Here is a 20,698-nt window from a genome sequence, read left to right as displayed (position 1 = left end):
GCGGGGGCGGGCGCGGGGCACATAGGGTCGGGCACCGTGCCGATGACCACCGCGCCCCCGCCCTTCGCCACCGCCCGCCTCGACGCGCTCCCCCTCGAACCGGCGTACGCCGAGGAGATGGCGGGCGTCCTCGCGGACCCCGCGCTGTACGGGTTCACCGGGGGCGAGCCGCCCGCCCCGGCCGCGCTGCGCTCCCGCTACGAGCGGCAGTGCGCCGGCCCGCCGGACGGGCGGGAGCTGTGGTGGAACTGGGTGCTCCGGGTCCGTGGGGGCGGGTCCCTCGCCGGGTACGTCCAGGCGACCGTACGGGGCCCCCGCGCCGAGATCGCCTGGGTGATCGGTACGCCGTGGCAGGGCCGGGGCTACGCGCGCGAGGCGGCGAAGGGCCTCGCGGCGCACCTGGCGTCGGCCGGCGGCGTCCGCGAACTCGTCGCCCACATCCACCCCGGCCACGCGGCGTCGGAGGCGGTGGCGGAGGCGGCGGGGCTCCGGCCGACCGGGGAGTGGGAGGACGGCGAGCGGCGATGGGCTGCCCGCACCCCCGCGCCGGACCTCCCCCGGGGGCCCGGCGTGCCGGACGTCCCCTAGGGTTCCGGTCCATGACCGGACCTGACTTCCTGCACTCCACCCGGACGTCGTACGACGCCATCGCCACCGGCTACGCGGACTGGACCCGCGACGATTTGGCGAGCAAACCCCTGGAGCGGGGCCTGCTGACCGCCTTCGCCGAGCTCGCGGCCCGCACGGGGAAGGACGGCGGCGGGCTGCCGCTGGCGGACGTCGGCTGCGGCACGGGCCGGGTGACCGGGTACCTGCACGGACTCGGCCTGGGGATCGAGGTGTTCGGGATCGACCTCGCCCCGCGGATGCTGGCCGAGGCGCGCAAGGACCACCCCGGCCTGCGCTTCGAAGAGGGCTCCATGCTCGCTCTCGACCTGCCGGACGCGTCGCTGGGCGGGCTGCTCGCCTGGTACTCGACGATCCATGTCCCGGACGGGGAACTGCCGCTCGCCTTCGCGGAGTTCCGCCGGGTCCTCGCGCCGGGGGCGCCCGTGCTGCTGGGCTTCCAGGTGGGAGACGAGGCGTTGCGGATGACGGAGGCGCTCGGCGAGGAGGTCGCGCTCGTCTTCCACCGGAGGCGGCCGGAACGGATCGCGGACCTCCTGCGGGAGGCGGGGCTCGACCTCGTGTCCGTGACGCGGCGGGAGCGGGAGACGGACGGGCCGTTCCCGGAGCGGACGCCCCAGGGGTTCGTCCTGGCGCGCAGGCCCGTTGTCAGTGGCGGCTGTGAGGATGGGGACATCAGCACAGCGAACTGAGGGGGACCCGTGGGCACCTGGGACATCGGCTACTTCGACAACGACGCCGCGGCCGACTTCTGCGGACGGGTGGACGACACGGACACCGGGAAGAAGGCGGACGTGCTCCGGGAGGCCCTGACCGCCGTCGCGGGCACGCCCCCCGACGACTACGCGGAGGGCGAGGAGGCGGTCGTCGCCGCCGCCCTGGTCGCCGCCCAGTGTCCCGGGGGCGAGCCCGTCACCACCGCGTACGGTCCGAAGGAGCCCCTGCCCCCGCTCCCCGCCGACCTGCGCCCGCTGGCCGTCCGCGCCCTGGACCGGCTCACCGCGCCGAACGCCGAGCCGCTGGACCTGTGGGCGGAAGCCGGCGAGGACCAGGCGTGGCTGGCGGGGATAGCCGCGCTGCGGGCGGTGCTGGCGGCGGCGCCGGGGGAGTAGACGCGCCGGGGGAGCGGCGGGGCGCGGGCGGCCTCGGGCGCGGGGAGCGCCGTCAGCGTTTCGGGCGGCCCGCGCTCACGATCTCGTCCACGTCCAGGGCGAGTTCGGCGCCGAGGGAGGCCGGCAGCGGGGCCTGCTGGCCGGGGGCGTAGACCTCGTGCCGGTCGTAGCCGCCGGGGAGCGGTTCGGTCAGGACGTGGACCCGGCTGTGCTTGCGGTCGACGATGACGTACACGGGGATCTTGGCCTGGGCGTAGGCGGTGACCTTGTTGCGCAGGTCGTTCTGGTAGTTCCCGGAGGTGACTTCCAGGACGAGCCGGAAGCAGGCGGGGTCGTAGCAGTTGTTCTCGGCCAGGTGCTCGTCGAAGTCGGCGTCGACGATCGCCAGATCGGGGATCGCGAAGTCCTGGGGACCGCCGGGGAGCCAGAGGCCGATGCCCTGGAGGACTCTCGACTCCTCGCCGTGGAGACCTGCCGCGAGGAAGGGGACCATGAGCGTGGTCAGCGCGTTGGCGTGCGGGCCGTCCGGGGGTGGTGCCACGGTGATGACGCCTCCGATGATCTCGACGCGATGCCCCGGAAGTCGCTCAGCGAGACGGTTCGCCGTTTCGAGCAGCGTTTCCGGCTTGTCGTCACAGGGGTGCTCGACTGCTGCTGCAGACATTGCGGGCCTCCTGGAATGGGCTGGTGTCGAGACCATCATCGTAGGGCGGAGCAGCCGGAGACCGCGCTTCTGGCATATGCCACCCGGTGGAGTGAAGCAGAAACGGCCCGGCACACCACGCGGGTGCCGGGCCGTGTCCGTACAACGGAAGGGGCGGAGGGCTACAGCTTCTCGATCACGTAGTCGACGCAGGCGGTCAGCGCCTGCACGTCCGCCGGGTCGATCGCCGGGAACATCGCCACGCGCAGCTGGTTGCGGCCCAGCTTGCGGTACGGCTCGGTGTCCACGATGCCGTTGGCGCGCAGCACCTTGGCGACGGCCGCCGCGTCGATCTCGTCCGCGAAGTCGATCGTGCCGATGACCTGCGACCGCTTCGCCGGGTCCGTGACGAACGGGGTCGCGTACTTCGACGCGTCGGCCCAGCCGTAGAGGTGCTGGGAGGACGCGGCCGTGCGGCCCGTCGTGAAGTCCAGGCCGCCCTGGCCGTTCATCCACTTCAGCTGCTCGTTCAGCAGGAAGAGGGTGGCCAGCGCCGGGGTGTTGTACGTCTGGTTCTTCAGGGAGTTGTCGATCGCCGTGGGCAGCGAGAAGAACTCCGGGATGTGCCGGCCCGAGGCGTGGACGCGGGCCGCGCGCTCCAGCGCCGCCGGGGAGAACACGCCGATCCACAGGCCGCCGTCCGAGGCGAAGGACTTCTGCGGGGCGAAGTAGTAGACGTCGGACTCGGTGACGTCGACCGGCAGGCCGCCGGCGCCGGAGGTCGCGTCCACCAGGACGAGGGCGCCCTCGTCGGCGCCTTCGACGCGCTTGACCGGGGCCGCGACACCCGTCGAGGTCTCGTTGTGGGTGAAGGCGTAGACGTCCACGCCCTCCTCGGCCCGCGGCTCCGGGTGGGTGCCCGGCTCGGAGGCGATGACGGAGGGGTCGGACAGCCAGGGCGCGAGCTTCGCGGCCTTGGCGAACTTCGAGGAGAACTCGCCGAAGGCCAGGTGCTGGGACTTCGACTCGATCAGACCGTGCGTCGCGATGTCCCAGAAGGCGGTGGAGCCGCCGTTGCCGAGGATCACCTCGTACCCCTCGGGGAGGGAGAAGAGGCTGCGCACGCCGTCCCGTACCTCGCCGACCAGGTTCTTGACCGGGGCCTGGCGGTGGGACGTGCCGAGGAGAGAGGTGCCGGTGGCGGCCAGCGCGTCGAGCGCCTCCGTCCGCACCTTGGAGGGACCGGCGCCGAAGCGTCCGTCTGCGGGCTTGATGTCAGCGGGAATCTGGATGTCGGCCACGGGACGGAGCGTAGTGCCTCGGTGGCGCGGCTCCGTAACCGTGTCCGTCCGATGAGACGTGCGCTCCGGCCCGTGGACGGCCGGGGCGGGGCGGCCCTCAGCTCCGCGGCCCCCCGCCCGGTGACGGCCTACGCGTCGTGGCCGAGGGGGCAGCCCAGCTTCACCGGCAGCTCGTGCAGGTCGTTCTGCGTCACGATCGGCTTGTTGCGCAGCTCGGACGCCGGGACCGCCAGGTCCAGCTCCGGGAACCGCTCGTACAGGGCCGGCAGCGCGATCCCCGCCTCCAGGCGGGACAGCGCCGCGCCCGGGCAGACGTGCGGGCCGTGGCCGAAGGCGATGTGGCGGTTGGGGGAGCGGGTGGCGTCGAACTCGCCCGCCGTCGGGCCGTGGGCCTCCTCGTCCCGGCCCAGCGCGCCGAACGAGACGATCAGGGCCTCGCCCTTCGGGAGCACCTTGTCGCCGACCTCGATGTCCTCCGTCGCGAAGCGGATCAGGACGTGCGAGGTCGGGGTGTTCCAGCGCAGCGTCTCCTCGACCACGCCCTCCCACGGGATCTCCCCGCTCAGCACCTTCTTGCGCTGCTCGGGGTGGAGCGCGAGGGCTTCCACGGCGTTGACGATCAGGCTGATCGTGGTCTCGTGCCCGGCGGCGATGATCAGCTGGAGGGTGTTGACGATCTCCTCGTCGGTGAGGTGGTCGCCGTTCTCGGAGGCCGCGATCAGCGCGCTGGTCAGGTCGTCGCCCGGGTTCGCCTTCTTCTCCTCGACGATCTTCGTGAAGAGGGCCGCGAGGTCCGCCATCATCTGCGGGACCTCCTCCGGCGGGGTCTGCGTCGAGAAGAACTTCTCGAACAGCTCCTTCAGCCGCGGGTGGTCCGCCGCGTCCACGCCCATCAGCTCGCTGATCACGTTCATCGGCAGCGGGTAGGCGAACTCGGCCTTCAGGTCCACCGGTTCCCCGGCGGGCAGCGCGGCCAGCTTCTCCAGGCTCGCCTCCGTCAGCGCCTCGATCCCGGCGCGCAGCTTCTCCACCCGCTTCACCGTGAGGGCCTGCGCCACCAGCGTACGGAGGCGGCGGTGGTCCGGGCCGTCGACCGTCAGCATGGAGCGGCCCGGGTTGACCAGGCCGATCAGCGGCCAGTCCGCCGGTATCCCGCCCTGCCGCCAGGCGTTCCAGACGTTGATGTCCTTGACCACCCGGCCGTCGGTGAGCAGCGCGCGGGCCTCCTTGTGGTGGGTGACGGCGTAGACGTGCACGCCGCCGGGAAGCTCCACCTCCGCGAGCGGGCCGGCCGCCCGCAGCGCGGCGCTCTCACCGTCGAGGTCTCTGACGAAGGGGTCGAGCGCGATGCGGGTCATGCGGGGCCTCCGTGGTGTCCGGGTCTGCCGAGGGCAGGGGTGGGAGTGAAGATCACCGGCAGGTCCGTCAGGCCGCGCAGCCACGGCGAGGGACGGCGGGTGAGCTGATCGGCGCCGACGGCCAGGTCCACGTCGGGCAGCCGGTCGAGCAGGACCTCGATGCCGGTACGGGCGATGACCTCGGCGGTCTCCTGGGCCGGGAACGGGCAGCGGTGCTCCCCGTGGCCGAAGGAGAGGAAGGCGTTGTTGCCGCCGGTCAGCGCCGAGCCGTCGGTCCGCACCTGCGGGTCGCCGTTGGCGGCGGCGAGGCCGAGGAGCAGCATGTCCCCGGCGCGGACGTGCCGGCCGCCGATGTGGGTGTCGCGGGCGGCCCAGCGGCCGGCCACGTTCTGCGTCGGCGTGTCCTCCCACAGGACCTCGTTCATGGCCTCCGCGACGCTGTGCCGGCCCCCGGAGAGGGAGGCGGCGAACCGGTCGTCGGTGAGCATCAGGCGCAGCGAGTTGCCCATCCAGTCGGCGGTCGGCTGGTGGCCGGCGGCCATCATCACCATGAGGTCCTGGACGACCTCCTCGTCGGTGAAGCCGCCGGGGTCCGCGAGCATCCGGCTGGCGACGTCGTCGCCGGGCTCGGCGTGCTTGTCGACCAGCAGCTGGAACATCGAGGCGCCCAGGTGCTCCGCTCCGGCGAGCGCCCGCTCCTTGCCGTCGATCATGTCGTTGATCGCGCCGACCAGGGGGTGGGCCTTCTCGTCGGAGAAGCCGTAGATCCTGGCCAGGACGAGGGCGGGCAGCAGCTTGGCGTAGTCCGCGATGATGTCGACCGAGCCCTTGGTGCAGAACCGGTCGATCAGCTCGTCGGCGAACTCCTCCGCGTACCGCTTGAGGGCGAACGGGTCGACGCCCTCCAGCGCGTTGCTGATCATCATGGCGCGGACGCTGTGGCGCTCGCCGACCGTGTAGAGGATCGAGTTCTGCTTGCGCCCGATCATCGGCAGCAGCGGCCAGTCGTCGGGGATGCGGTCCCACTGGTTCCACAGGTCGGAGTCCCGGCTGAAGAGGACCGGGTCGCCGGCGACCTGGTGCAGTTCGCGGTAGCCGAGGACGAGCCAGGCGGGGATGCCGCCGTCCAGGACGACGGGGGCGAGCGCCCCGTGGTCGCGCCGCAGCTCCCGGTAGAGCTGCACGGGGTCGCTCTGGAAGCGGGGCCCGGACAGGGGGACGGATCCGTGGGAGACGGGGCAGCCGGAGACAGAGGTCACGGGGCGGGCTCCGGGGTCGGGCCGGCCGCCGCCAGGGCCGCCTCGGGGGTGCGGAGGCGGGCGGCGGAGAGCGCGGCGAGGTGCTCGACGAGCGTGATGAGCACGTACTTGCTGGACGAGCGGTCGCGGGCGTCGCACTCCACCAGCGGTACGTCGTCCGAGAGGTCCAGGGCCTCGCGGATCTGCTGCTCGCTGTGGAGGGGGCCGCCGAAGTCGTTGCACGCCACGATGAACGGCGTGCCGTGGTGCTCCAGGCGGTCGATGGCGTACCAGGAGTCGGCGAGGCGGCGGGTGTCGACGAGGACGACCGCGCCGAGCGTGCCGGAGAACAGCCGGTCCCACAGGAACCAGAAGCGCTCCTGGCCGGGCGCGCCGAAGAGGTACAGCACGGAGCGCTCGTCGAGGGTGATGCGGCCGAAGTCGAACGCCACGGTGGTGGCCGACTTGGCCTGGATGCCGTCGAGGTGGTCGACGGCCTCGCCCGCACGGGTCATGGTCTCCTCCGTGTTGAGCGGACGGATCTCGCTCACGGATCGGACCATGGTGGTCTTGCCGACCCCGAAGCCGCCGACGACGACGATCTTGAGACCGTTGTCGGCCGTCGCGCTCAGGGCGGCGCGGTCAGAGGTTGCGGAGTCCAACGAGCACCTGTTCCAGGATGTCGGGGTCGGGGAGCCGGTCCGCGACACGGGCTGTACGGGGGTGGCGGGCGCTGATCCGGCCGGTGTCCAGCAGGTCGCACAGCATGATGCGGACGATGCTGACCGGCAGGTTCAGGCTCGCGGCGATCTCGACGACGGCCACCGGGCCCTGGCACATCCGCAGGATCGCGACGTGCTCGGACTGCATCCCGGGGGCCGGGTCGCACTCGGCGACGACGAGCGTCACCAGGTCGAAGGCGGCGGAGTCGGAACGGCTGCGGCCCCCGGTGAGGGTGTACAGCCGGTCCGGATCGTCGTCGCGGCCCGGTCGGGGACGGGGCGCCGTGGTCATACGGTCGGGGTCTCGACGGGTTCGCGCGGCGGCGCGACGAGGTGCTCGCCGAGCTGTTCCACCAGCTCGCTCATGTTGTGGCCGACCAGGCCCACGTCGGAGTCCTCGTCGGCGACGACGGCCAGGTGGGCGCCGGCCCCCGCCTCGACGATGAACAGCACGCCGCCGTAGAACTCGGCCATCGCGGACCGTACGCCGCCGGTGCCGTCGCCGAACTCGATGGACGCGCCGTGCGACAGGCTCTGGATGCCGGCGGAGATCGCGGCCAGCTGGTCGGCCTGGTCGACGGAGAGCTCGGGGGTGCGGCACAGCTTGAGGCCGTCGCGGGACAGGACGAGGGCGTGGCGGGTACCGGGGGTGCGGTCGAGCAGCCCCTCCAGCAGCCAGTTGAGCTTCTCGTCGGTGGTCGCGGTCATCGGGTGTTGCCTTCCGGGAGCGGGGAGTTGGCTCGGACCGCCTTGCTGAAGGTGCTGAAGCGCGCTGCCTGGACCTTCGGGTCGGTGGTACGGGCCCGGGGGTGGTCGGCTCCGCCGGGGGTGACGTTGCCGGTACGGGCTTCGGCGGCGGCCAGCGTGCGGCCGCGGCGGCGCTTGGGCAGGCCGCTCTCGCCGAACTCGGGCACGGCGCCGGTGGACTCGGAGACGGAGTCCGCCGAAGCCGGGGACTCCGCCTCCGCCGCCGGGGTCGGGGGCGCGGAGGCGTCGCTCCCGGCGGAGGACCGGGCCGCGGGGGTGGTGTCGGCCCGGTCCGCGCCGGCTGCCGAGGTGTGGGAGGGCTCGGGCTCGGCGGGGGCGTTGGTGGACGCCGCCGGGGCCGTCACGGCCGGAGCGGTGGAATCCGGTGCCGTCGGCGCGGGGGCGCGGGAGATCAGCTCCTGGGGGAGCATCATCAGCGCGCCGGTCCCGCCGCGGGCGGACGGCCGGAAGGAGACGGTCAGGCCGTGCTTGCGGGCCAGCCGGCCGACGACGGCCAGGCCCAGGCGGGTGCCGGAGAGGTTGGTGAGGTCCTGGTGGTCGGCGGAGACCGCCTTCTCGGCGCGGCGCAGCTGCACCTCGCTCATGACGAGCCCGCTGTCCTCGACGGTGATGACGATGCCCGCCGGGACCTCCTCCACGTAGACGTGGACCTCCGCGGTGGGCGGCGAGAAGTTGGCAGCGTTGTCGAGGAGTTCGGCGAGCGCGTGCATGACGCCCTCGGCGGCGTGGCCGGCGATGGCGACGTCGCTGGTGGAGTGGAGGCGGACGCGCTGGTAGCTGCCGATCCGCCCCATCGCGCCGCGCAGGATCGACTCCATGACGATCGGCTTGGCCCAGCGCCGCCCGGAACGCGCCCCGGTCAGCACGGCGATGGAGTCGGCGAGGCGGCCCGCCTGGGCGGTGCGGTGGTCCAGGTGGAGCAGGTCCCCGAGCACGGACTCGTCGGAGTGCCGGTGCTCCATCTCGCGGAGGTCGGCCAGCATGCTGGTGGCCAGGGCCTGCATCCGGCCCGCCGCGTTGGCGCAGGCCGCGATGGCGGCGGACCGCTCGGTCTCGGCGCGGGTGGCGCGCTGGGTCAGCCGGTCGACGGTGACGCCGAGGCGGGTCTGCTCGGCGGCGGCGGCCGCGGCGATCCGCTCGTTCTCGGCCCGGGCCTCGGCGACCAGCCGGGCGGTCTCCGACGCGGCGGCGGCCTTGATCCTGGCCGTCTCAGCGGTGAAGCGCTGGGCCTCGACGGCGGAGGCGGAGACCAGGCGCGAGGTCTCGGAGGTGAACCGCTCGGTGTCGGCGGCGAGCCGGGCGCGCAGGGCCCGCGTGGTCCCCAGGGTGTGGACGGTGACGGCCACGCAGACGCTCAGCAGCACGGCGGCCGCGCCCGCGCCCCAGGCCAGCGGAGTCCGTACCGCGTCGGGGGCCGCGGCGACGCCCCACAGGGTCAGCGTGCCGGTTGCGGCTGCCGATATCAGCAGGGCGAGTGCGGTGGACCGGTGTGAGGGGCGCAATCGGAGTCCTCGGTGGCGGACGGTGCTGGACGGTAGGCGGTGGTGCCGGGCGGTGCGTGGTGTGCGAAGCCGATGGGTGAATACCGGACACTTCGTCACGGGTGCGGGCGATCCTGCACAACTGGAACTGATAGTTCCTGCGCAAGTCTTGGTCACTATAGGAGACTTGACGGTCTGTTTGGAAAGATCTTGTGGGCTTTTTCGTGGATCTTGCGGGGTTTTGTCCGGTCGCATCCCAAGAGTTCACCTGACCCGACGGCATGCTGAGGCCATGGCCGAACAACATCGACCGCCTTCCGGACGGTCCGCCCCGCCGCCCGCGCCCCCGGCTTCCCCGGCCTTCGTCGCCGCCCTCCGCTCCGCCGTACGCGGTGCGAGCGACTTCGGGGCCGGTGCGCGGGCGCTGAGGACGATGGACGCCTCCAACTACCGCCGCGTCCCGCTCGGGGTGTGCGCCCCGCGCGACGCGGACGACGTCGCGGCCGTGCTGGCGGTCTGCCGGGAGCACGGGGTGCCGGTCGTCCCGCGCGGCGGCGGCACGTCCATCGCCGGGCAGGCCACCGGCGCCGGCCTCGTCCTCGACCTCACCCGCCACCTGCGCGCGATCCTCGACCTGGACCCCGCCGCCCGCACCGCCGTCGTCCAGCCCGGCGTGGTCCTGGACGACCTGCGGGCCGCCGCCGCGCCCCATGGCCTGACCTTCGGCCCCGACCCCTCCACCCACAGCCGCTGCACCCTCGGCGGCATGATCGGCAACAACTCCTGCGGCGCGCACTCGGTCGCCTGGGGCACGACCGCCGACAACGTGCGGAAGCTGACGGTGGTCCGGTACGGGGGCCAGGCCCTGCGCCTGGAACAGGGCGGCGGCGGGGCCCCCGAAGGCGCCCGAGACGCCCACCGCACCACGGCCCGCGGCCCCGGGGACGCGGGCGGGACCACGGCCCACGGCCCCGCGGGCGTACGCGAACTGATCGCCTCCCACCTCGCCCTCCTGCGCACCGGCTTCCCCGGCCTTCCGCGCCGCATCTCCGGCTACGCGCTCGACGCCCTGCTCCCCGAACACCCCGGCGGCCCCGACCCGGTCCGGGCGTTCTGCGGCAGCGAGGGCACCCTCGGCGTCGTCACCGAGGCCACCGTGCGGCTGGTCGAGGCCCCGCCCGCCCGCTCCCTGGCCGTCCTCGGGTACGCCGACGAGTCCGCCGCCGCCGACGCCGCCCCGGGCCTCCTCCCGTACGGCCCGCTCACCGTCGAGGGGATGGCCGCCGACCTCGTCACCGGGGCCGCCGGGCTGCCGCGCGGGGCCGCCTGGCTGTTCGTCGAGACCGGCGGCGCCACCCCGGCCGAGGCGCGGGCGGGCGCCGAACGCGTCCTGCGGGCCGCCGACGCGGTGGACGGGCTCGTCGTCACCGACCCCGCCGGGCAGCGGGCCCTGTGGCGCATCCGCGAGGACGCCGCCGGGACCGCGACCCGGATGCCCGACGGCAGTGAGGCATGGCCCGGCTGGGAGGACTGCGCGGTCCCGCCCGCCCGGCTCGGCGGCTACCTCCGCGACTTCCGGGCCCTCCTCGCCGCGCACGGCCTGCGCGGCACCCCGTACGGCCACTTCGGCGACGGCTGCGTCCACGTCCGCGTCGACTTCGACCTGATCACCGACGCCGGGGTGGCGCGCTTCCGCCGGTTCTCCGAGGAGGCGGCCGCACTCGTCGTCGCGCACGGCGGCTCCCTCAGCGGCGAGCACGGCGACGGGCAGGCGCGCGCCGAGTTGCTGCCCCGGATGTACGGGGACGAACTCGTCGCCCTGTTCGGCCGGTTCAAGGACCTGTGGGATCCGGACGGCGGCCTGAACCCGGGGATGCTGGTCCGTCCGGCCCGCCTCGACGAGAACCTGCGCTTCGCGGTCCTGCCGAAACGCCCGGTGGACGTGGAGTTCGGCTACCCGCAGGACGGCGGCGACTTCGCGGGCGCGGTCCGCCGCTGCGTCGGCGTCGCCGCCTGCCGGACGACGGAGACGAGCGGCGCGGGCGTCATGTGCCCCTCCTTCCGCGCGACCGGCGAGGAGGCCCACTCCACGCGCGGCCGGGCCCGGCTGCTGCACGAGATGCTGGCGGGCGAGGTCGTCACGGACGGCTGGCGCAGCACGGAGGTCCGGGACGCGCTCGACCTGTGCCTCTCCTGCAAGGGATGCCGCAGCGACTGCCCGGTGGGCGTCGACATGGCCACGTACAAGGCGGAGTTCCTGCACCACCACTACCGGGGCCGGCTCCGCCCCGCCGCCCACTACGCGATGGGCGGCCTCCCGCGCTGGCTGCGCCTCGCCGCCCCCTTCGCCCGGCCGCTGAACGCCCTGGCCCGGGTGCGCCCGCTCGCCGCGCTCGTGAAACGGCTGGCGGGCATCGCGCCGGAGCGCGCGCTCCCGGCGCCGGCGACCGGGACCTACAGCCGGTGGCTGCGCGCCCGGCAGGGCGAGGGGACGCACGTCCTCTCCGCGGACCGGGTGGTGCACCTGTGGGCCGACACCTTCACCGAGCACCTGTCCCCGCAGGTGGGCCGGGCGGCGGTCCGGGTGCTGGAGGAGGCGACGGGGCGTACGGTGCCGCCGCCCGTCCCCGGACTGTGCTGCGGCCTCACGTACGTATCGACCGGGCGGCTCGACGCGGCCCGCCGGGTGATGCGCCGCACGCTGGACCGGCTGGACCTCCTCCCCGGGCAGCCGCTCGTCGTCCTGGAGCCGAGCTGCGCCGCCACGCTGCGCACCGACCTGCCCGAACTCCTCCCCGACGACCCGCGCGCGGCCGGGCTCGCCGCCTCGGTGCGGACCTTCGCCCAGTACCTGGAGGAGTACGCCCCCGACTGGGCGCCGCCCCGCCTGGACCGCCCGGTGGCCGGGCAGACGCACTGCCACCAGCACGCGGTCCTCGGCGACGCGGCGGAGCGCCGACTGCGCGAGCGCATGGGCCTGACCGGCGAACTCAGCGGCGGCTGCTGCGGCCTCGCCGGGAACTTCGGCTTCGAGAAGGGCCACTGGGAGGTGTCCGTCGCCTGCGCGGAGGAGCGGCTGCTGCCCGCCGTACGGGAGGCGGAACCCGGCACGGAACTCCTCGCGGACGGCTTCTCCTGCCGTACGCAGCTCGACCAGCTCGCCGGACGGCGCGCCCGGCACCTGGCCGAGGTGGTCGCGGAGGCGATGGAGGCGGACAGCCGGCGGCCCGGGGCGGACGGGCCGGGGCGCGCACAGGGGCGGGCGGACCTCGACTGACCGGGGCGGGCAGCCGGTGCCGGGCGGCGGTGCGCGAGGGGAGGGTGGCCGGTGGTCCGCGGCATGCGCGGGCCTCCGTACGGTGGAGGAGGACCACGGAGTGGACAGTGCGCCTTCTCGTACTGTCCAGTCCATTACAGTGTACTGGTCCGGTGCGTCGGAGTTCCGGCCCGCCACCCGCCCCGCCGGGCTCCCGCCCCATCCGCTCCCTTCGGAAGGTCCCCCGTGAACGACCAGCGCAGCGCCGCCGCCGAACCGGCCGCCGCGGCCGTCGCCGTACCCGAGGCGGTGACGGCCCTCGACGGCGCCGGCACGGGCCCCGACGCCCGCGGCGCGAGCACGCCCGCCGGGGGGACGTGGGCCGTGCGGCGGGCCGCGCTGGCGCCGATCGCGCTGGTCGTCGCGGGCGGGCTGTCCGTCCAGTTCGGCTCGGCCGTCGCGGCGCTGCTGATGCCCAAGGCGGGCGCGCTGGGCGTCGTCACCCTGCGCCTGGTGGCCGCCGCGCTGATCCTGCTGGCGGTCTGCCGCCCGAAGGTGCGCGGGCACTCGCGCGCCGACTGGGGCACGGTGCTCGCCTTCGGCGTCGCGATGGGCGGCATGAACACCCTCTTCTACCTGGCGCTGGACCGCATCCCGCTCGGCATCGCCGTCACCCTGGAGGTGCTCGGCCCGCTCGCCCTGTCGGTGTTCGCCTCCCGCCGCCTGATCAACGTCCTCTGGGCGGGGCTCGCCCTCGTCGGCGTCGTCCTGCTGGGCGGCGGCGGGTTCGACCGCCTCGACCCGGTCGGCGCCGCGTACGCGCTGGGGGCCGGGGCCATGTGGGCGGCGTACATCGTCTTCAGCGCCCGCACCGGGCGCCGCTTCCCGCAGGCGGACGGGCTGGCGCTGGCGATGGTGGTCGCGGCGGTCCTCTCGCTGCCGCTCGGCGTCATCGAGTCCGGGGCGAAGCTCACGGTCCCCTCAACCGTGGCGCTCGGCGCGGCGGTGGCGGTCCTCAGCTCGGTCCTCCCCTACACGCTGGAGCTGATGGCGCTGCGCCGACTGCCCGCGCCCACGTTCGCCGTGATGATGAGCCTGGAGCCGGCCATCGCCGCCGGGGCGGGTTTCCTGATCCTGGACCAAGCCCTCTCCACGACGGACGCCCTCGCCATCGCCCTCGTCATCGGGGCCAGCATCGGCGCGGTGCGCAGCCGGGCGGGCCGCACGCGGCACGAGGCGTGAGGGGCCCCGCCCCCGACGCGAGGCGTGAGGGGGCCGCCCGGGTGCGGCGAGGGCGCGCGGAGGGCGCCGCTATAGGCTCCCTCGGATGACGACGGACGCATACCGCGGCTGGGACTCGGAGACGAGGTTCCGGCGCCTGCTGGACGAACTGGTTCCGCTCGACCCGGGCGGCTGGCGGCTGCCGGACGTACGGACGGCGCTCTCCACGCCGGGCTGGGAGATCCGGCCCGTGGTCCCCGGCGGAAGTCCGCCGGACCTGGCGCGGGGGCCCCGGCCGGAGGTGGCGTGGGAGCTGGGCCACCACCCCCGGGGCCCCCGCCAGGGCGTCGGCGTGCTGACCGTGGCGGCCGAGGACCCGGAACAGGTGCTGGGGCTGGAGGTCAACCTCTCGTACGGCATCGCGTACGACGACGACCACGCCCACGAACTGCACTTCGCGCAGACCGCCCGCGAGGTCACCGAGGACGTTCTCGGCGGGCCGCCCACCCGGCTGTCGGGCCCGGGCTCCCGCGCGGTGTGGCGCCGGCCGGGAACCAGTGTGGCCATCGCGGTGGACGAGGGCTGCGTGGTCCTCCAACTGCTCTGCACCGACCAGGGCGCCGAGTTCCGCCAGGGCCGCCCGGACCAGTGGCGCGCCGCGGCCCGCGCGGACCTCTCCGCCCCGGAGCCCGAGCGGCCGGTACGGGACCGGGAGGAGCTGCGGAAACGGCTGGGCGAGGCCCTGGCGGCGCTCTGCGCCGAGGTGCACACCTTCCCCGGCGACTTCACCCTCCGCCTCTCCTCCCTCCGCGACCCGCTCCGCTCCGTGGTCGCCGTCGGCAAGGGCTGGGACGACGCCCTCCGGCTCCAGGCCCCCGCCGGGGGCCCGGGCCTCCCCGGGGCCGACCGGCTGACCGCCTCCGGCTGGCAGCACGGCGACGGAGTACGGCAGCACACGGTCCTCACCGCCCTGGCCATGGGCGACCGCTCCCGCGGTCCGGCCCGTGAGGCGGCGGCCCTGCTGGTGGACGCGCTCCGCGCCCTGGAGGTGGACCTCGCCGACCTGGCGTACTCCGGCGAGGTGGAGGTACCCAAGGGCGCGCGCCACCTGGAGCTGCCGCACCTCGGCATCCCGCGCGCGGCTCCGGAGCCGGAGGAGGCCGCGGGGGCGGGGGCGTAGGGGGGGCAGGGCCCTCACCACCCGCACGGCGGTCTCAACTCCGTGATCGAATCAGCCAGTTCGGCCGGACGCTCCGGCCACCCCGTCCGGTGCCAGTGCTCGATGCGCCAGGAGAGCCGCCGGGGCCACAGTGGGGTGGCCGGCAGCTCCGCCACGGGCACCCAGACCGGGACGCCGCCGTAGGTGTCCAGCGTCTCCGGAGGGCCGACCTCGCCCGTGGCGGCCACGAGGAAGTAGTGCTCGTGCCGTCCGTCCTTCCAGACCCGCGCGATCTCGGGCCCCAGAGTTCCGGCGAGCCCGGTCTCTTCGTCCAGCTCGCGCAGGACCGCCGTCTCCGGCGTCTCCCCCTCCTCGACCCCGCCGCCCGGGATCTCGTAGCGCGACGTGCCGTCCCGCCGGGTGAAGCGGATCAGCAGGACGGCGCCGTCGCGGACGACGACGGCCCCGGCCCGTACCCGTACCGGCGGCACCGCCGAGGGGTCCACCAGGGGGACCGCGCCCTGCGGGACCGGCCCCCGCGACCAGGCGCGCAGGACCGCCTCCGCCGTGCCGGCCGGGCGGATGCGGGCGTGCAGGGCCTCTTCCAGGGACAGAGCGACGCGCGGCGCCCCGGCGGCCCCGGAGCCGCCGCCGGGGAAGACGTGGTACGGGCCTTCGGCGTCGTGGCGGAGCTCCAGGACCAGCTTGTCCGCGTCGAAGAGGACGGTGACCGACAGGGGCGGGCGGGTTTCGGCAGTCATCGACGGAGGCTAACGCGGGCCGCCACTCCGCTGTTGCCGGAATCCCCTCGTCCGTACGGCGGCGGAGCCTACAGTCGCCGGACCGCACGCCGTACCGCACCGGTCCGCCAGGAGGCCCCGCCGTGGAACCGCCCGCACACTCCGAACAGTCCGCACACTCCGGACCGCCCGCACCGGCCGGCGGCCGTCCGCGGTCCGGCGAACGCCACGACCTGCTGGACCTGGTCGCCGACCAGCGCACCAATTTCCTCTACACCGTCGCCGGACTCACCGACGAACAGGCCCGCGCCCGGTCGACGGTCAGCGAGCTGACCCTCGGCGGCCTCGTCAAACACCTGGCGGCGGTGCAGCGGACCTGGCTCGCCGTGGTCGACGGAACCGCCGCCCCGGAGGTCGGATGGGCCGACCTCGACCCGGACGGCAACCGGATGACGGACGACGAGACCCTCGCCGCCCACCTCGACGCCTTCCACGCCGCGGCGGAGGCGTTCGACCGCGCGGTCCGCGAGGAACCCGACCTCGACCGCGAGGTCACCCTGCCCCGGTACCCCTGGTCGCCGCCGCAGCCCGTCGTCTGGACCGTGCGGCACGTGCTGTTGCACGTGTTCCGCGAGATCGCCCACCACAGCGGGCACGCGGACATCGTGCGCGAGGGGCTCGACGGGTCCAGCACCACCGAACGGATGGCGAAGGCGGCCATGGACGGCGGCTGACGGACCGGCGGCGCGGCGCGCGCCGGAAGCCGGGGCCCCCCGGCCCCCGGCGGCGCGCCGACCGCCGACCGTGCGCCGCCACCCGCACCCCCCGGGCCGAAAATCATGCAAGCGTGCTTGATTGTTTCCCGGGGCGCTGCCATGCTCCTGGGCACCACACCCGGTCCCGAGGGGAGCGCACGTGTCCGCTGTCGTAGCCGTGATCGACGATCTGCGCCAGGAGAGCGACGAACTCGACGCCCTGGTAAGCGAGTTGGACGGACCGGCCTGGCTCGGTCCGACGCCCGCCGAGCGGTGGACCGTCGCCCACCAGATCGCCCACCTCAGCTGGACGGACGAGGTCGCGCTGCTGGCGGCCACCGAACCGGGCCGGTTCGCCGACGAGGTGGCCAAGGCCCTGGCCGCCCCCGACGCCTTCGTCGACGAGGCCGCCGACGCCCTGGTCGCCGCCCACGCCCCGGACGCCCTGCTCGCCCGCTGGCGGGAGGGGCGGCAGCGGCTGGAGAAGGTCCTGCGGAACGCCCCGGACGGCGCCCGGATTCCCTGGTACGGGCCGCCGATGAGCGTCGCCTCCATGGCCACCGCACGGCTCATGGAGACCTGGGCGCACGGCCAGGACGTCGCGGACGCCCTCGGCGTGACCCGCGCCCCCACCGCCCGGCTGCGCCATGTGGCGCGGATCGGCGTACGGGCCCGGGACTACGCCTACGCGGTCCGCGGGATCACCGCCCCCGAGGAGGAGTTCCGCGTCGAACTCCACGCCCCCGGCGGCGAGACGATCGCGTACGGTCCCCCGGACGCCGCCCAGCGGATCACCGGCCCGCTCCTCGACTTCTGCCTCCTGGTCACCCAGCGCGCCCACCGCTCCGACCTCGCGGTCACCGCCGAGGGCCGCGACGCCGACCAGTGGCTCGGCATCGCCCAGGCGTTCGCCGGGCCGCCCGGACCCGGCCGCCTGCCCCGCGCCGAACAGGACGGCCGCCGGTGAACGCGGCCCCCGGCCCGGGGCCCGCTCCCCTCCGCATCGGCAATGCCTCCGGCTTCTACGGCGACCGCTTCGACGCCCTGCGCGAGATGCTCACCGCGGGCCCCCTCGACGTCCTCACCGGCGACTACCTCGCCGAACTGACCATGCTCATCCTCGGCCGCAGCCGTCTCAAGGACCCGAACAAGGGCTACGCCACCACCTTCCTGCGCCAGTTGGAGGACGGGCTCGGCCTCGCCCACGAACGCGGGGTGAAGATCGTCGCCAACGCCGGCGGCCTCAACCCGGCCGGACTCGCGGACGCGATACGGGAGTTGGCCGACAAGGTCGGCGTGCCGGTCCGCGTCGCCCACGTCGAGGGCGACGCCCTGCCCGTCCCGGACGGATTCCTCACCGCCAACGCCTACCTCGGCGGCTCCGGGATCACCGCCTGCCTGCGGGCCGGGGCCGACGTCGTCGTCACCGGCCGGGTCACCGACGCGGCCCTGGTCACCGGCCCCGCCGCCGCCCACTTCGGCTGGGGCCCGGCCGACCTGGACGCGCTCGCGGGGGCCGTCGTCGCCGGCCACGTCCTGGAATGCGGCACCCAGGCGACCGGCGGGAACTACGCGTTCTTCCGCGAGCACGACCCCGGCCTCCTGCGCCGCCCCGGCTTCCCGCTCGCCGAGATCCACGCCGACGGCTCGTCCGTCATCACCAAGCACGACGGTACGGGCGGGGTCGTCGACATCGGCACCGTCACCGCCCAACTCCTGTACGAGACGGGGGGAGCGCGGTACGCGGGCCCCGACGTCACCGCACGCCTCGACACCGTGCGGCTCAGCCAGGACGGGCCCGACCGGGTCCGGATCGAGGGCGTGCGCGGTGAGGCCCCGCCGCCCACCCTCAAGGCCGGGCTCACCCGGCTCGGCGGCTGGCGCAACGAGGTCGTCTTCGTCCTCACCGGTCTCGACGTCGAAGCCAAGTCCCGCCTCGTGCGGGACCAGTTCGCCGACGCCCTGGAGCGCGGCGGGGCCCGCCCGCCCGCCGAGGTGCGCTGGGAACTGGCCCGCACCGACCACCCCGACGCCGACACCGAGGAACGGGCCAGCGCGCTGCTCCGGCTCGTCGTCCGCGACCAGGACGCGGAGGCGGTCGGCCGCGCGGTCTCCGGGGCCGCCGTGGAACTGGCCCTGGGCAGCTACCCCGGCTTCCACGTCACCGCCCCGCCCGGAAAGGGGTCACCCTACGGGGTGTTCGAGGCGATCCACGTACCGGCGGGCGACGTCCGGCACACCGCCGTGCTCCCGGACGGCACCCGGACGGTCATCGAGCCCCCGTACCGCACCCGGGAGTTGGAGCCGGTCGACGCGCCGGAGCTGCCCGAGCCGTACCCCGCGACCGCCACCGGGAGCGCCCCCCTCGGGCTGATCGCGGGGGCCCGCAGCGGCGACAAGGGCGGCGACGCCAACGTGGGCGTATGGGTGCGCGACGACGACGCCTGGCGGTGGCTCGCCCACGAGCTGACCGTGGACCGGTTCAAGGAACTCCTGCCGGAAACAGCCCACCTGCCCGTCGTCCGTACCGTCCTGCCGAACCTCCGCGCCCTGAACTTCACCGTCCACGGCCTCCTGGGCGAGGGCGTCGCCGCCCAGGCCCGGTTCGATCCGCAGGCCAAGGCGCTGGGGGAGTGGCTGCGGTCCCGCCGCCTGCCCGTCCCCGTACCGCTGCTGGCGGACGTCCCCCACCCGGAGGTGACCGCATGACCGTCCTGCCCACCGCGCTCGACGCCCACGGCCCCGAGTACGCGGCCAACCGCGCCGCCATGCTCGCGAAACTGGACGAGCTGGAGGCCGAGCACGCCAAGGCGCTCGCCGGCGGCGGCGAGAAGTACGTGACCCGGCACCGCGAGCGCGGCAAGCTCCCGGCCCGCGAGCGGATCGAGCTGCTGGTCGACCCGGACACCCCGTTCCTGGAGCTGTCGCCGCTGGCCGCCTGGGGCAGCGAGTACGCCGTCGGCGCGTCGCTCGTCACCGGGATCGGGATGATCGAGGGCGTCGAGTGCCTGATCACCGCCAACGACCCGACCGTACGCGGCGGGGCCTCGAACCCGTGGACGCTGAAGAAGGCGCTGCGCGCCAACGAGATCGCCTTCGCCAACCGGCTGCCCTGCGTCAGCCTCGTGGAGTCCGGCGGGGCCGATCTGCCCTCCCAGAAGGAGATCTTCATCCCGGGCGGGGCCCTGTTCCGCGACATCACCCGGCTCTCCGCCGCCGGAATCCCCACCGTGGCCGTCGTGTTCGGCAACTCCACCGCCGGGGGCGCGTACGTCCCCGGCATGTCCGACCACGCCGTGATGATCAAGGAGCGGTCCAAGGTCTTCCTCGGCGGCCCGCCCCTGGTGAAGATGGCGACCGGCGAGGAGAGCGACGACGAGTCCCTCGGCGGGGCCGAGATGCACGCCCGCACCTCCGGGCTCGCCGACCACTTCGCCGTCGACGAGCACGACGCGATCCGGCAGGCCCGACGCATCGTCGCCCGCCTCAACTGGCGCAAGGCGCACCCCGATCCGGACCCGGCGGAGCCGCCGAAGTACGACGAGGACGAACTCCTCGGGATCGTCCCCGGCGACCTGAAGGCCCCGTTCGACCCGCGCGAGGTCATCGCCCGGCTGGTCGACGGCTCCGACTTCGACGCCTTCAAGCCGCTCTACGGCACGAGCCTGGTGACGGGGTGGGCGCGGCTGCACGGCTACCCGGTCGGCATCCTCGCCAACGCCCAGGGGGTGCTGTTCAGCGAGGAGTCGCAGAAGGCCGCCCAGTTCATCCAGCTCGCCAACCAGCGCGACGTCCCGCTGGTCTTCCTCCACAACACCACCGGCTACATGGTCGGCAGGGAGTACGAGCAGGGCGGCATCATCAAGCACGGCGCGATGATGATCAACGCGGTCGCCAACTCGAAGGTCCCACACCTCTCGGTCCTCATGGGGGCCTCGTACGGGGCCGGGCACTACGGCATGTGCGGCCGCGCCTACGACCCCCGCTTCCTCTTCGCCTGGCCGAGCAGCAAGTCCGCCGTCATGGGACCGCAGCAGCTCGCGGGCGTCCTCTCCATCGTCGCCCGCGCCTCGGCCGCCGCGAAGGGGCAACCGTACGACGACGAGGCCGACGCCGGGCTGCGCGCCATGGTGGAGCAGCAGATCGAGGCGGAGTCCCTGCCGATGTTCCTGTCGGGCCGGCTGTACGACGACGGGGTCATCGACCCCCGCGACACCCGGACCGTCCTCGGGATGTGCCTGTCCGCGATCCACACCGCACCGGTCGAGGGCGCCCGCGGCGGCTTCGGCGTCTTCCGGATGTGACCCGTCATGAGGA

Annotated in this window: 19 protein-coding genes; 10 read left to right on the top strand and 9 right to left on the bottom strand. The window is 74.4% G+C overall.

The features are described 5' to 3' along the window. Positions 1 to 42: 42 nt before the first annotated feature. The 3 genes from AMK24_RS04815 to AMK24_RS04805 are packed head-to-tail and all read left to right on the top strand — an operon-like array spanning position 43 to position 1,739. Positions 43 to 588 (top strand): GNAT family N-acetyltransferase, encoded by a 546-nt coding sequence (locus tag AMK24_RS04815; RefSeq protein WP_073765226.1) that lies wholly within the window; start codon positions 43 to 45, stop codon positions 586 to 588. Positions 589 to 599: 11 nt separating this feature from the next. Beyond that, on the top strand, positions 600 to 1,319 hold the full coding sequence (locus tag AMK24_RS04810; protein WP_073765224.1) for a class I SAM-dependent methyltransferase: 720 nt from the start codon (positions 600 to 602) through the stop codon (positions 1,317 to 1,319). Positions 1,320 to 1,328: 9 nt separating this feature from the next. Next, positions 1,329 to 1,739 carry a DUF4259 domain-containing protein gene (locus AMK24_RS04805; RefSeq protein ID WP_073765222.1) on the top strand — a complete coding sequence of 137 codons (411 nt, stop codon included), beginning with the start codon at positions 1,329 to 1,331 and terminating at the stop codon, positions 1,737 to 1,739. A gap of 52 nt (positions 1,740 to 1,791) precedes the next feature. Here the strand turns inward: AMK24_RS04805 and AMK24_RS04800 are convergent, their stop codons facing one another. The 8 genes from AMK24_RS04800 to AMK24_RS04765 form a co-directional block, all read right to left on the bottom strand. After that, a complete protein-coding gene (locus AMK24_RS04800) occupies positions 1,792 to 2,403 on the bottom strand; it encodes a Uma2 family endonuclease (protein WP_073765220.1) in 612 nt (203 codons plus the stop codon). A gap of 161 nt (positions 2,404 to 2,564) precedes the next feature. Further along, positions 2,565 to 3,683 carry a phosphoserine transaminase gene (gene serC / locus AMK24_RS04795; protein WP_073765218.1) on the bottom strand — a complete coding sequence of 373 codons (1,119 nt, stop codon included), beginning with the start codon at positions 3,681 to 3,683 and terminating at the stop codon, positions 2,565 to 2,567. Positions 3,684 to 3,811: 128 nt separating this feature from the next. Further along, positions 3,812 to 5,041 (bottom strand): cytochrome P450 family protein, encoded by a 1,230-nt coding sequence (locus AMK24_RS04790; RefSeq protein ID WP_073765216.1) that lies wholly within the window; start codon positions 5,039 to 5,041, stop codon positions 3,812 to 3,814. Next, positions 5,038 to 6,300 carry a cytochrome P450 gene (locus AMK24_RS04785; RefSeq protein ID WP_073765214.1) on the bottom strand — a complete coding sequence of 421 codons (1,263 nt, stop codon included), beginning with the start codon at positions 6,298 to 6,300 and terminating at the stop codon, positions 5,038 to 5,040. Before AMK24_RS04785 ends, AMK24_RS04790 begins: the two co-directional genes overlap by 4 nt. Next, positions 6,297 to 6,941, bottom strand: coding sequence for a GTP-binding protein (locus AMK24_RS04780; protein ID WP_073765211.1), 645 nt, complete (start codon positions 6,939 to 6,941; stop codon positions 6,297 to 6,299). Before AMK24_RS04780 ends, AMK24_RS04785 begins: the two co-directional genes overlap by 4 nt. After that, positions 6,922 to 7,293, bottom strand: coding sequence for a DUF742 domain-containing protein (locus AMK24_RS04775; protein ID WP_073765209.1), 372 nt, complete (start codon positions 7,291 to 7,293; stop codon positions 6,922 to 6,924). The genes AMK24_RS04780 and AMK24_RS04775 overlap by 20 nt, the downstream gene beginning before the upstream one ends. After that, positions 7,290 to 7,709, bottom strand: a complete 420-nt coding sequence (locus AMK24_RS04770; RefSeq protein WP_003967207.1) for a roadblock/LC7 domain-containing protein — start codon at positions 7,707 to 7,709, stop codon at positions 7,290 to 7,292. The genes AMK24_RS04775 and AMK24_RS04770 overlap by 4 nt, the downstream gene beginning before the upstream one ends. Then, positions 7,706 to 9,271, bottom strand: coding sequence for a sensor histidine kinase (locus tag AMK24_RS04765; protein ID WP_073765207.1), 1,566 nt, complete (start codon positions 9,269 to 9,271; stop codon positions 7,706 to 7,708). The genes AMK24_RS04770 and AMK24_RS04765 overlap by 4 nt, the downstream gene beginning before the upstream one ends. Before the next feature lie 271 nt (positions 9,272 to 9,542). On the opposite strand from AMK24_RS04765, the gene AMK24_RS04760 reads away from it, so the two are divergent. The 3 genes from AMK24_RS04760 to AMK24_RS04750 all read left to right on the top strand — a co-directional run bounded on the left by AMK24_RS04760 (position 9,543) and on the right by AMK24_RS04750 (position 14,907). Further along, complete coding sequence (locus AMK24_RS04760) at positions 9,543 to 12,527, top strand: FAD-binding and (Fe-S)-binding domain-containing protein (RefSeq protein WP_073765205.1); 2,985 nt, start codon at positions 9,543 to 9,545, stop codon at positions 12,525 to 12,527. A gap of 225 nt (positions 12,528 to 12,752) precedes the next feature. Next, positions 12,753 to 13,748: an EamA family transporter gene (locus AMK24_RS04755; RefSeq protein ID WP_073765203.1), complete on the top strand. Its 996-nt coding sequence runs from the start codon at positions 12,753 to 12,755 to the stop codon at positions 13,746 to 13,748. An 85-nt stretch (positions 13,749 to 13,833) separates the two neighbouring features. Further along, complete coding sequence (locus tag AMK24_RS04750; RefSeq protein WP_073765201.1) at positions 13,834 to 14,907, top strand: hypothetical protein; 1,074 nt, start codon at positions 13,834 to 13,836, stop codon at positions 14,905 to 14,907. Positions 14,908 to 14,921: 14 nt separating this feature from the next. Here the strand turns inward: AMK24_RS04750 and AMK24_RS04745 are convergent, their stop codons facing one another. After that, positions 14,922 to 15,647, bottom strand: coding sequence for an NUDIX hydrolase (locus AMK24_RS04745; protein ID WP_073765199.1), 726 nt, complete (start codon positions 15,645 to 15,647; stop codon positions 14,922 to 14,924). 212 nt (positions 15,648 to 15,859) lie between these two features. Here AMK24_RS04745 and AMK24_RS04740 point away from each other — a divergent pair, with 212 nt between their 5' ends. From AMK24_RS04740 to AMK24_RS04725, 4 genes are all read left to right on the top strand, one after another. Further along, entirely contained in the window at positions 15,860 to 16,360 is a 501-nt protein-coding gene (locus tag AMK24_RS04740) for a DinB family protein (RefSeq protein WP_073765693.1), read from the top strand. A 181-nt stretch (positions 16,361 to 16,541) separates the two neighbouring features. Beyond that, on the top strand, positions 16,542 to 17,348 hold the full coding sequence (locus tag AMK24_RS04735) for a TIGR03084 family metal-binding protein (protein ID WP_073765197.1): 807 nt from the start codon (positions 16,542 to 16,544) through the stop codon (positions 17,346 to 17,348). After that, positions 17,345 to 19,090, top strand: a complete 1,746-nt coding sequence (locus AMK24_RS04730; RefSeq protein WP_073765195.1) for an acyclic terpene utilization AtuA family protein — start codon at positions 17,345 to 17,347, stop codon at positions 19,088 to 19,090. The genes AMK24_RS04735 and AMK24_RS04730 overlap by 4 nt, the downstream gene beginning before the upstream one ends. Then, positions 19,087 to 20,685: an acyl-CoA carboxylase subunit beta gene (locus tag AMK24_RS04725; protein ID WP_073765193.1), complete on the top strand. Its 1,599-nt coding sequence runs from the start codon at positions 19,087 to 19,089 to the stop codon at positions 20,683 to 20,685. Before AMK24_RS04730 ends, AMK24_RS04725 begins: the two co-directional genes overlap by 4 nt. Positions 20,686 to 20,698: the final 13 nt, after the last annotated feature.

Origin of the sequence: Streptomyces sp. CB02366, from assembly GCF_001905905.1 — a bacterium.
Taxonomy (GTDB): Bacteria; Actinomycetota; Actinomycetes; order Streptomycetales; family Streptomycetaceae; genus Streptomyces.
The sequence above is the reverse complement of the archived record's forward strand: the minus strand, read 5'-3'. Positions and strand labels throughout refer to the sequence as shown.

Bases quoted from the DNA above. Each gene is read 5' to 3' on its own strand.
- AMK24_RS04790 (WP_073765216.1), bottom strand. From the start codon at position 5,041: ATGACCCGCATCGCGCTCGACCCCTTCGTCAGAGACCTCGACGGTGAG.
- AMK24_RS04810 (WP_073765224.1), top strand. From the start codon at position 600: ATGACCGGACCTGACTTCCTGCACTCCACCCGGACGTCGTACGACGCC.
- AMK24_RS04770 (WP_003967207.1), bottom strand. From the start codon at position 7,709: ATGACCGCGACCACCGACGAGAAGCTCAACTGGCTGCTGGAGGGGCTG.
- AMK24_RS04800 (WP_073765220.1), bottom strand. From the start codon at position 2,403: ATGTCTGCAGCAGCAGTCGAGCACCCCTGTGACGACAAGCCGGAAACG.
- AMK24_RS04775 (WP_073765209.1), bottom strand. From the start codon at position 7,293: ATGACCACGGCGCCCCGTCCCCGACCGGGCCGCGACGACGATCCGGAC.
- AMK24_RS04750 (WP_073765201.1), top strand. From the start codon at position 13,834: ATGACGACGGACGCATACCGCGGCTGGGACTCGGAGACGAGGTTCCGG.
- AMK24_RS04725 (WP_073765193.1), top strand. From the start codon at position 19,087: ATGACCGTCCTGCCCACCGCGCTCGACGCCCACGGCCCCGAGTACGCG.
- AMK24_RS04760 (WP_073765205.1), top strand. From the start codon at position 9,543: ATGGCCGAACAACATCGACCGCCTTCCGGACGGTCCGCCCCGCCGCCC.
- AMK24_RS04815 (WP_073765226.1), top strand. From the start codon at position 43: ATGACCACCGCGCCCCCGCCCTTCGCCACCGCCCGCCTCGACGCGCTC.
- AMK24_RS04745 (WP_073765199.1), bottom strand. From the start codon at position 15,647: ATGACTGCCGAAACCCGCCCGCCCCTGTCGGTCACCGTCCTCTTCGAC.